The sequence below is a fragment of the Streptomyces sp. NPDC060000 genome (assembly GCF_042737375.1).
In the GTDB taxonomy this organism is placed as follows: Bacteria; Actinomycetota; Actinomycetes; order Streptomycetales; family Streptomycetaceae; genus Streptomyces.
In genome coordinates, this window is record NZ_JBHWUU010000150.1 from 1 (window position 1) to 9,626 (window position 9,626).

General features: G+C 70.8%; 7 protein-coding genes. 5 read left to right on the forward strand and 2 right to left on the reverse strand.

The annotated features are described in order from the left end of the window. Window positions 1–50: 50 nt before the first annotated feature. A complete protein-coding gene (locus tag ACFWBB_RS41730; RefSeq protein ID WP_385284286.1) occupies window positions 51–1,436 on the reverse strand; it encodes a peptidoglycan recognition protein in 1,386 nt (461 codons plus the stop codon). Here ACFWBB_RS41730 and ACFWBB_RS41735 point away from each other — a divergent pair. From ACFWBB_RS41735 to ACFWBB_RS41755, 5 genes are all read left to right on the forward strand, one after another. Beyond that, window positions 1,426–1,953: a hypothetical protein gene (locus ACFWBB_RS41735; protein ID WP_385284289.1), complete on the forward strand. Its 528-nt coding sequence runs from the start codon at window positions 1,426–1,428 to the stop codon at window positions 1,951–1,953. The two genes, ACFWBB_RS41730 and ACFWBB_RS41735, sit on opposite strands and share 11 nt — an antisense overlap. 90 nt (window positions 1,954–2,043) lie before the next feature. Further along, window positions 2,044–2,802, forward strand: coding sequence for a TIGR03089 family protein (locus ACFWBB_RS41740; RefSeq protein WP_385284272.1), 759 nt, complete (start codon window positions 2,044–2,046; stop codon window positions 2,800–2,802). Window positions 2,803–3,160: 358 nt separating this feature from the next. Next, window positions 3,161–4,390 (forward strand): LCP family protein, encoded by a 1,230-nt coding sequence (locus ACFWBB_RS41745; RefSeq protein ID WP_385284275.1) that lies wholly within the window; start codon window positions 3,161–3,163, stop codon window positions 4,388–4,390. Window positions 4,391–4,634: 244 nt separating this feature from the next. Beyond that, a complete protein-coding gene (locus ACFWBB_RS41750; protein ID WP_385284278.1) occupies window positions 4,635–6,416 on the forward strand; it encodes an LCP family protein in 1,782 nt (593 codons plus the stop codon). A gap of 80 nt (window positions 6,417–6,496) precedes the next feature. Continuing rightward, on the forward strand, window positions 6,497–8,143 hold the full coding sequence (locus ACFWBB_RS41755) for an LCP family protein (protein ID WP_385284281.1): 1,647 nt from the start codon (window positions 6,497–6,499) through the stop codon (window positions 8,141–8,143). 131 nt (window positions 8,144–8,274) lie between these two features. Here the strand turns inward: ACFWBB_RS41755 and ACFWBB_RS41760 are convergent, their stop codons facing one another. Next, window positions 8,275–9,321 carry a glycosyltransferase family 2 protein gene (locus ACFWBB_RS41760; RefSeq protein WP_385284283.1) on the reverse strand — a complete coding sequence of 349 codons (1,047 nt, stop codon included), beginning with the start codon at window positions 9,319–9,321 and terminating at the stop codon, window positions 8,275–8,277. Between the last annotated feature and the right edge of the window lie 305 nt (window positions 9,322–9,626).

A 9,626-nucleotide genomic window follows, 5' to 3' on the forward strand; every position in this document is an offset into this window, starting at 1 on the left:
GCCCCCGGGGCTTCCCGGGGGCCGGAGCTGTCCGGACCGGACCGCCCGCCTCAGCGCCCCTGGTAGCGCGCCGCGGTCGTGCGGGCCGAGGTGAGCTTGCCGTAGAGCTGCTTGCCCGGGCACTCCGTGGCGAACCCGTCCCGGTGACCCGAGATCACATTCAGTCGTACGTTCTTTCCCTTTCCGTAGAGATTGCCACCCGCGGACTTCAGGTATGTCTTTCCTTGCGGATCCGCCCCGAAGAGGCCGAGTTTCCAGGCCGTCAGTCGCGCGACGGCGTTGACCGTGGCGCTGTTCGGCTTGGCGGTGGTGAACGTGCCGAGAACGGCGATCCCCATGCTGTTGCTGTTGAAACCGAGGGTGTGGGCACCGAGGACGGGCTTCGCCACTCCCCCGGCGCGGCCCTCGTAGATCTTCCCGCACTTGTCGACGAGGAAGTTGTAGCCGATGTCGCGCCAGCCCATGCTCCTGACGTGGTAGCGGTAGATACCACGGATGACGGACGGGGCCTGCGAGCACTTATAGCTGTTGCCCGAGGCCGTGTGGTGCACGAACGCGGCCTTGACCTTCGTCGTGTAGCGGAAGCCGCTCTCGCGCAGCGTCTCGTCGGCGCCCCAGCCGCGTCGGGTGACGATGCTCGGGCGCGCGCCGATGTACGGCTTCGCCCGCTGGTCCACCGTCAACTCGGCCCCGCGCAGGGTGAGGAGTTCGCGTTCGGTGTCCGAGCGGTCCAGGGCGGGGATCTCCATGGCTCCGAGCGGGGCGAGGGCGGCGTTGGCGGCGGAGGCCGCCGTCGCCTCGGCGGCCACGGCGGCGGTCCCGGCACTTTCCGGACCCTCGGCACCCTCGGCACCCTCGGCACCCTCGGCGTCTTCCGGACCCTCGGCGCCTTCTGCGCCCTCTGCTTCTTCAGCGCTCTCCGCGCCCTCTGATTCTTCCGCGCCGTCCGCGCCGTCCGCGTCTTCCGCGCCCGCGGGCGCCTCAGCCGTGGGGGCGGGCTCGGGGGGCGCCGATCCCGGGTCGACCAGTTCCAGGCGCAGGCCGACGGGGAGCGGGGCGATCGTCGAGAGGGTACGGGTCCCCCGGGCCGTCTCCTCCGTACGGCTTTCCGTGTCCGGGTGGACGCGGATCTCGACGCCGTCGGAGTCACCGACCCACAGCGGGGCCGTGGCGCCGCGGACTTGTCCCGAGGCGCTCTCGGGCGTGCCGGGGTCGGCGCCGTGGTCGGCGTTGTGGGTCTCGACGTCCTGCCAGCCGGACCAGGCGCCGGCGCCGGACGGGCGGGTGCGGACCTGGACGCGGCCGTGGAGTTCCGTGGCCGGGTCGTCCCAGACGACGCCCAGGAGGGAGAAGTGGTGCACGTCCCGGCGGGACAGGCCCTGGCCGGCGCCCGCGCCGCCCAGGGCGCGATCACCGGAGAGGGGAGTGAGGGGCAGCGACTGGGTGCTGCCCGGGAGGTCGGGGAGGGAGGAGACGGCCCGGGTGTCTGGGAGGGATGGGGTGGTCCGGGTGTCTGGGAGGGATGGGGCGGTGCGGGTGCCTTGGAGGGATGAGGTGGTGCGGGTGCCTTGGAGGGATGAGGTGGTGCGGGTGCCTTGGAGGGATGAGGTGGTGCGGGTGCCTTGGAGGGATGGGGCGGTGCGGGTGCCTTGGAGGGATGAGGTGGTGCGGGTGCCTTGGAGGGATGAGGTGGTGCGGGTGCCTTGGAGGGATGAGGTGGTGCGGGTGCCTTGGAGGGATGGGGTGGTCGGGGTGTGGGGGCTCGTGGCCCTGGTCGTCCCGGTGGGCGCCGCCTCTGCGGCCGGCGCCGGTCGCGCCGTCGCCGCGTTGGCGGGCGGCGTCAGCGGGAGGGCGAGTGCCGCCGCGCAGGTGACACCGATCGAGGAAGCAAGCAATCCACGCATGCCAACGATCCTGGACATAGTCATACATTTCTGTCCATCGGTGAGTTGACGGGCCGTCGGGCGCGTTCCGCCGAACCGGTGGCTCCGCGAGGGTCCGGCAACCGGTGGGGCGGCAGCGGTGGCGCGTACGCTTGCGCGGGTGACTGCCACCGATCGCACCCCTGCCGACCTGCTGCGTTCCGCGCTGGCCGCGGACCCCGCGCGCCCCTTGGTGACCTTCTACGACGACGCCACGGGCGAGCGGGTCGAATTGTCCGTGGCCACCTTCGCCAACTGGGTGGCCAAGACCGCCAACCTGCTCCAGGACGGGCTGTCCGCCGAACCCGGCGACCGGGTCGCACTGCTGCTGCCCGCGCACTGGCAGACGGCCGTGTGGCTGCTGGCGTGTTCGTCGGTGGGAGTCGTCGCGGACGTGGCCGGGGATCCGGCGCGGGCGGACTTCGTGGTCGCCGGGCCCGGGCAGTTCGAGGCGGGGCTGGCGTGCCGGGGCGAGCGGTACGCGCTGTCGCTGGCGCCGCTCGGGCGACGGTTCGTGCCGGGACCTCCGGAGGGGTACGACGACTACGCCGTGAACGTGCCGGGCTTCGGCGACCGTTTCGCGCCGTACGTTCCCGTCGACCCCGAGGAGCCCGCGCTGATCGTGGCCGGGGCCGAGTACACCGGGGCCGAGATCGTCGAGCGGGCGCGGGCATCGGCGGCGGGGCTGGGACTGACGGGGCCCGGGTCCCGGCTGCTGTCGGGGCTGGCGTACGACACGTGGGAGGGGCTCGGCGCCGGGTTGTACGCGCCGCTGGCGAGCGGGGGGTCCGTGGTGCTGTGCCGGAATCTGGCGGAGGCCGACGAGGAGGCCGTGGCCCGGCGGGTGGAGAGTGAGCGGGTGACGGCGACTGTGCGGTAGCCCTCCGGGCGGGCGGGAGGGTCGGTACCCGGGGTCGGTGTCACTGGGGGCTGCCGCCCCCAGACCCCCGCTTCGGCCCTGAACGGGCCTCGTCCTCAATCGCCGGACGGGCTGGTTGTACGCACCCCCGCCCCCAAGGCATCGGACGGGCTGGTTGTACTCACCCCCCCCCGCCCCAAGGCACCGGACGGGCCGGCCTTACGCGCCCCCGCCTCCGAAGCGCCGGAGGGCACCGCCCCTCACCCGTTCGGCTCACCCCCGTCCCGCCTTCGGGCGGACTTCACGGCATCGTCGTAGGAGCAGCTCTGCACGCTCGTACGGCCTACGTGGGACCGGAGGCGGGAGAGGTGGATCGGACGTGAGGGAAGCGGCGGGTTCCGGTGGGCCCCTCGGGCCGGGAGTGGGGGCGTCCGCCGACGGGCGGGGGCTCGCGCGGCGGCGTCGGCGGCGGTGGGTGCGGTACGGGGCGGGCGCGGCGGGTGTGGTCGTCCTCGCGACCGGGGTGGCGGGGTGGGTCGCCTACGCGAAGCTGGACGGGAACATCACACCCGACGACGCGGCCGCGGCGGAGCTGTCGCGGTATGCGAAGGAGCGGCCGACCTCGCTGGTGAAGGACGCCCAGAACGTCCTGCTCATAGGGTCCGATTCGCGGTCGGGCGAAGGGAACCGGAAGTACGGGCGGGACTCCGGGACCGAGCGGTCCGACACCACGATCCTGCTGCATCTGGCGGCCGGGCGGCGCAGCGCCACCGCCGTCTCCGTCCCGCGCGATCTGATGGTGGACGTGCCGGGCTGTCTGCGGCCGGACGGAAAGCGGACGGAGCCGACGTTCGCGATGTTCAACTACGCCTTCCAGAGCGGGGGTTCGGCCTGCACGATCCGGACGGTGGAGAAGCTGACGGGCGTGCGGATCGATCACCACGTGGTCGTCGACTTCAGCGGGTTCAAGGACATGGTGGACGCCGTGGACGGGGTGGAGGTGTGCCTGAAGGAGCCGATCGACGACAAGGCCGCCAAACTGCGGCTGCCCGCCGGGAAGGTCACGCTCGACGGGGAGCAGGCGCTCGGTTATGTGCGGGCCCGTAAGTCCCTCGGGAACGGCAGTGACACCGACCGGATGGACCGGCAGCAGCGTTTCCTCGGGGCGCTCGTCAACAAGGTGCAGAGCAATGACGTCCTGATGAACCCGGTGAAGCTGTATCCGGTGCTGGACGCGGCCACGTCCTCACTCACCACCGACCCGGATCTGGCGAGCCTGCGCGGACTGTACGAACTCGTGCGCGGCCTGCGGGACATTCCCACCGAACATGTCCAATTCCTGACCGTTCCACGGGAGTCGTACGTCTACAACGCCAATCGCGACCAACTGGTGGAGCCCGAGGCGGAGAAACTCTTCGAACGGCTGCGAACTGACGCGCCGGTGGTGGTTTCCAAGGGAATTCCCACGAATCCGACCCCTGCGGAGTCGGGTGACTACGGTCCGTTCGGACCGCGGGCGGCGGGGCCTGCGGCTTCCGGGACGGTTTCACCCACCCCACCCGCTCCCACGTTCCGCGGGAACACCGCCGCCGAGGACAGCTGCGGGTAAAGCGCTTGCCAAGCCGACCCTTCACGGCGAACACAAGTTCAAAGAAATAGGGCGGATTGCCCGGTTGTAGGGGCGTGGAATTTGTCACGGCCGTCGCTCGACGCCGAACGGGGCGGATAGTGTGAGCGATCCGGTGCACCCGGCCACGAGGTATCTCCTGGGGTCGCGCACCGAGTGACCGAGACCCGAGCGCCTTTGAAGGGGGAAAGGCGCCGCGTGGCCCCGACGGAGGATTCGGACAACCGTGGACGCGCAAGGCCGTGGGCGGGCGGACAACATCGATCCCGCAGACCAGTGGGTGCTCAATCCGAACACCGGCGAATACGAACTGCGACTGAGTCCTTCCGCACCGCAGTCGGCGGTGCCCGGGCCTCGTCGGTCCGACTCCGGTCGGACCGGTGGCGCAGGACGTTCGGCGCGCGGCCGTACGGCCGCGTCGGGCCGGCAGGCGCCTTCGTCGTCGACCGAGGAGACGCCGGGACCGGAGGTGCCCTCGCCGCGCCGTCGCCGGGGCGCGCCCGCGGAGGAGCCGGCGGCGAACCGGAGGGGACGCAGGCCGGTGAAGAAGAAGCCGAAGGCGAAGAAGATCCTGCTGTGGACCGGCGGGATCATGGCCTTCGTCCTGGTGGGCACCGCCGGCGCGGCCTACCTCTATCTCGAGCACCTCAACGACAACATCACGTCCGTCTCCGACGACGGCGCGAGCACCGGTGGCTTCAGCAAGGACAAGGCGATCAACCTGCTGGTGATCGGCACCGACAAGCGCACCGGCTCGGGCAACGAGGGCTACGGGGACTCCGGCAGCGTGGGTCACGCGGACACCACGATCCTGCTGCACGTCTCCAAGGACCGGACGAACGCGACCGCGCTCAGCATCCCGCGCGACCTGATCGTGAACGTCCCGGACTGCCAGACCAAGCAGGCGGACGGCTCCACCAAGGTCATCAAGGGCACCGACAACGTCCGCTTCAACACCAGCCTCGGGCAGGACGAGCGCACGCCGAGCTGCACCGTGCGCACGGTCACCGCGCTCACCGGGATCCAGGCAGACAACTTCATGGTCGCCGACTTCAACGCGGTCAAGACGCTGACCACGGCGGTCGGCGGCGTCGAGGTGTGCCTGGCGAAGGACATCGACGACGAGGACTCGCATCTGAAACTGTCGAAGGGCACGCACACCATCGAGGGCGAGCAGGCGCTGGCCTTCGTGCGCACCCGGCACTCCGTCGGCTTCGGCGGCGACCTGAGCCGGATCGCGTTGCAACAGCAGTTCCTGAGCGCGCTGATGCGCAAGCTGAAGTCGAACGACACGCTCAGCAGTCCCACCAAGATGTTCAAGCTGGCGGAGGCGGGCACCAAGGCGCTGACCGTCGACTCCCAGCTGGACAGCATCGACAAGCTGAAGGACCTGGGTCTGGAGCTGGGCAAGCTCAACGTCAAGAACCTGACCTTCACCACCGTGCCGGTCGTCGACAACCCGGCCGAGAAGGTCAAGGCCACGGTCGTCGTGAACAAGTCGACGGCGCCCACCGTCTTCCAGATGATCAAGGGCGACGTCTCCTTCACCGAGGTGAAGGAGCAGGCGGCGGCGTCGAAGAACGCGGCGGCCGCGGCGGCGGCGGCCCGTCTCAAGGGCACGCAGTCCGCCGCCTCCGCGGTGCGGGTGCAGGTCATGAACGGTGGTGCCCCGGCCGGCAGCGCACAGGAAACTCTTAACTGGCTGCAGAATGATGAGGGCGTGACGAAGTCCGAGAACGCGGGCAACGCGCCCGCGGCACTGAGCAGAACGACGCTCGAGTACGCGCCCGACCAGGCCGACCAGGCACGCAAGCTCGCCGCCATCATGGGGCTGCCCGGTACCGCTCTGAAGCCGGGCAAGAGCGTAGAGAACTCCCAGGGTCTGCCGACGATGACACTGACGCTGGGCAAGGACTTCAAGGGCGCGGGCGTCTCGCTCACGGCTCCGACCACCGTGCCCGACACGGTTCAGAAGTCCACGGCGGACAAGGTCCAGTGCGCCAAGTAGGTAACCCTTCGGGCCCGTTGTGCGTCTGACTTGACGCGGGACGGGCCCGTGTCAGGCGCATGGCGGGGAGGGGCAGGGGAATGGCGGGGAGCAGCGGGGTGCGGAGGGAGGTTCCCGCGGTCGAGGACACGGTGTCCTCGGCGGCGCGGGAACAACAGGACGAGAGCGCGGCCGGAGGGGACGGCAGACACGGCGGCAGACGCGGCGCGGGCCGCGAACCGGACCGCGGACCGGACCGCAAAGGGCGACGTCGACGCGCGTTGCGCTGGTCGGCGACCGTGCTCGCGGTGGTGATATTCGGCGGCGCGGGGGCCGGATACCTCTACTACGAACACCTCAACTCGAACATCAAGCACGACGACCTGAACATCGGCGACGCCAAGGACCGCGCGGCCGACACCAAGGCCAACTCGGCCGGGCAGACGGCGCTGAACATCCTGCTGATCGGCTCGGACGCCCGTGACACCGCCGAGAACCAGAAGCTCGGCGGCGCCAAGTACGACTTCGGCGGCCCCCCGCTCGCGGACGTCCAGATGCTGCTGCACATCTCGGCGGACCGCAGCAACATGTCGGTGGTCAGCATGCCGCGCGACACCCTGCTGGACATCCCCAAGTGCACGGACCCCGATGACGGGACCAGCTACGGGGCGCTGCGGAACGAGATGACGAACGTGTCGCTCGGCCGCGGCGGCCCGGGTTGCACGGTGGCCACCTGGGAGAAGCTCACCGACATCCACATCGACCACTTCATGATGATCGACTTCTCGGGTGTCGTCTCCATGGCGGACGCGATCGGCGGCGTCCCGGTCTGTGTGGACGCCAACGTCTACTCGCACACCAGCAGCGGCAAGGGCTCCGGCCTGAAGCTGGCGGAGGGGACGCACTCCGTCAAGGGCGAGCAGGCCCTTCAGTGGCTGCGCACCCGCTACGGCTTCGAGGACGACACCGACCTGGCCCGCGCCAAGGCGCAGCACATGTACATGAACTCGATGGTCCGTGAGCTGCGCGCCAGCGCCAAGCTCACCAACCCCAACAAGCTGCGCAAGCTCGCCGAGGCGGCCACCAAGGCGATCACCGTCGACGACGGCCTCGACACCATCACGAAGATGTACAACCTGGCGGGCGAGTTGCAGAAGGTGCCCACCGACCGCATCACGATGACGACGATGCCCAACCGCTACCAGGGCAGCCGGGTGGTGCCCACGGAGGACGCCAAGCAGGTGTTCCGCCTGGTGCGCGAGGACATCGCCCTGGACGGCAAGGACGCGAAGAAGGTCACCGCCAGCCCGTCGCCGACGGTCACGGACGCGGCCGCCGCGAACGACAAGATCGCGGTGCAGGTGCACAACGGGACGTCCTCGAGCACGCTGGCGGCGGTTCGCGGGCGCGCGACGTCGGTGACGCAGGTGCTGACGGGCAAGGGCTTCACCGAGGCCGTCGCGGACACCTCGCCGTCCACGGCGGTGGCGGCCACCGTGGTCCGCTACCCGAGCGCCGACCTGGAGGGCGACGCCCTGGCGGTCGCCAGGGCCCTCGGCATCCCGACGGGCCAGGTGAAGAAGTCCACCGCGGTCTCCGGGGTCACGGTCGTCGTCGGCGCGGACTGGCGGTCGGGGACGGCGTACAAGGCGCCGGCGAAGGACGACACGACGCCCGACACGGCCGGAGCCATCAACGCGTCCGACACCAGCCAGTGCATGCACGTGGACCCGAACTACACCTGGTAGCCCGGGTCGCGTGGTGCTGGGTGGGTGCTGGATGCCCGTCGCCGCGCGCAGCGCGCGCGGCGCTCTATGCGCGTGGAGCTCAGCGCGAATCGCTCAGCGCGCATCGCGGTGTCCAGCGCGGGTCGCGGTGCTCAGTGCGCGTCGCTGAGGACCGCGGGGCGCCGCGACGCGATGACCTTCCTGGCCAGCGCCTTCGGACTGGTCAGGAAGCCGAATCCCCACGACATGTGCATGGTGGCGAGGGCCACGGGAATCCGGAGCCGTGCCTTCAGCGGCAGCCCCTTGCCGGCCGGCAGCGAACCGGCGACGAGCGCCGCGAGGTAGCCGGCGGGGATCACGAAGCCCAGCGGGGTGAGCGCGGCGCCCACCACGATGCCCGCGGCTATCGCGCACACCGCGGCCGGCGGGGCGAGGTAGCGCAGGTTGATGGAGCCCTCGTGGTAGCGGGCGACGACGTGCCGCCACCGGCCGTAGTCCTTGTACTGCTTGGCGAGCGCCCTGACGCTGGGCCTCGGCCGGTACGACACCTTGAGCTCGGGCGAGAACCAGATGAGGCCGCCCGCCTCCCTGATCCGGAAGTTCAGCTCCCAGTCCTGGGCGCGGATGAACTCCTCGTTGTAGCCGCCCTGTTGCTCCAGCGCCGCCCGCCGGAAGACACCGAGGTACACGGTCTCCGCCGGGCCGGCCTGCCCCCCGGTGTGGAACGCGGCGTTGCCGACCCCGATCTTCGAGGTCATGGCCGCGGCCACCGCGTGCTCCCAGTCGTTCTCGCCCTCGGCGTGCATGATCCCGCCGACGTTCTGCGCGCCGGTCTCCTCCAGGAGCCGTACGGCGGTGTCGATGTAGTTCGGGGAGAGCATGCCGTGCCCGTCGACACGCACGACGACCGGATGGCGGGAGGCCTTGATCGCGGCGTTGAGCGCGGCGGGCGTACGTCCGGTGGGATTGGGGACCGTGCGCACGCGCTTGTTCTGCCGGGAGGCCGTCTCGGCGACGAGCTGGGCCGCGATCTCTTCCGTACGGTCCGTGGACGGACCGACGGCGATCACGACCTCCATCTCGCCGGCGTACTCCTGCGCGAGGATCGCTTGGACGGCTCCGCGCAGATGCCGCTCCTCGTCGAGGACGGGCATGATGACGGACACTGCGGGGAGCCGCACGTCGGGCTTGGCGTTCATAGGGGGCTCACGTTACCGCGAACGGGGGACACGGCCCGCCCCGCCGGGTGCGCTGCGCCGGTCGGCAGATCGTATGGGCCTACCGTTCCAACGGCTCGCCCCGCCCACGGCCGCCGCCCGGAGGTGCCCCGTATGCCCGCCACACCGCCCCGGTCCCCGCGTCACCCCCGTCCATCGCGCCGCGTACCACGTCCCCCCGGCCGGCGCGGACGCCCCCGCTGGGCCATGCGGGCGACGACCACACTCTCGGTGGTGCTCCTCGCCGCCGCCGGGATCGGTCACTCGGTGGTCGCCGGCCTGGACGC

Bases quoted from the DNA above. Each gene is read 5' to 3' on its own strand.
- ACFWBB_RS41755 (WP_385284281.1), top strand. From the start codon at position 6,497: ATGGCGGGGAGCAGCGGGGTGCGGAGGGAGGTTCCCGCGGTCGAGGAC.
- ACFWBB_RS41760 (WP_385284283.1), bottom strand. From the start codon at position 9,321: ATGAACGCCAAGCCCGACGTGCGGCTCCCCGCAGTGTCCGTCATCATG.